This window comes from Thiolapillus sp. (assembly GCF_048562965.1).
Classification (GTDB): domain Bacteria; phylum Pseudomonadota; class Gammaproteobacteria; order Chromatiales; family Chromatiaceae; genus Thiolapillus; species Thiolapillus brandeum_A.
In genome coordinates, this window is record NZ_JBHNMF010001588.1 from 1 (window position 1) to 546 (window position 546).

Below are 546 nucleotides of genomic sequence, written 5' to 3' on the forward strand. Positions count from 1 at the left end.
ACGCCAATCGAAGCGCCTGACCGAGAATGAGTACAAAAACCTGCAGAAACGCTACCGCAATATCCTCACCCGCGGTGCAAAGCAGCTCCCGCCTATCCCGCTCAGACAAAACGGCAAACGGAGCCGGGTCGCCAAATCCGATGCGCACAACCTGTGGGAACGACTGAAGAAGCATGAGACGGCAGTACTGCTCTTCGCCAGACTCTCACACGTGCCGTTTACCAACAACCGGGCCGAACGTGACCTGAGAATGAGCAAGGTCAAACAGAAGGTGTCGGGGTGCTTCCGGACAAGAAAGTACGCCGAGGCCTATTGCCGCATCTCCAGTTACCTGCAGACCATGGCAAATCAGGGATACAATCCGCTGGTCGCCATTCAAATGGCCTTTTCGGGACAGCTCTATGCTGATAGGGGTGAGTAGTTACCCCCGAACATGATTTCATTGGACGCAGTTGTAAGTTTGCGGTTCGCCCGCATGATATCGGGAACCGTTGTGGCAGCAGCCCTGTTCATGCTATCCGCCTGTGCCGGCCTGATGACAGACAG

At 55.5% G+C, this 546-nt stretch carries 1 protein-coding gene; it reads left to right on the forward strand.

Translation table 11 applies throughout. The annotated features are described in order from the left end of the window. The coding region (locus ACOCD2_RS25660) for an IS66 family transposase (protein ID WP_419626412.1) at positions 1-421 on the forward strand (421 nt) is incomplete at its 5' end. Between the last annotated feature and the right edge of the window lie 125 nt (positions 422-546).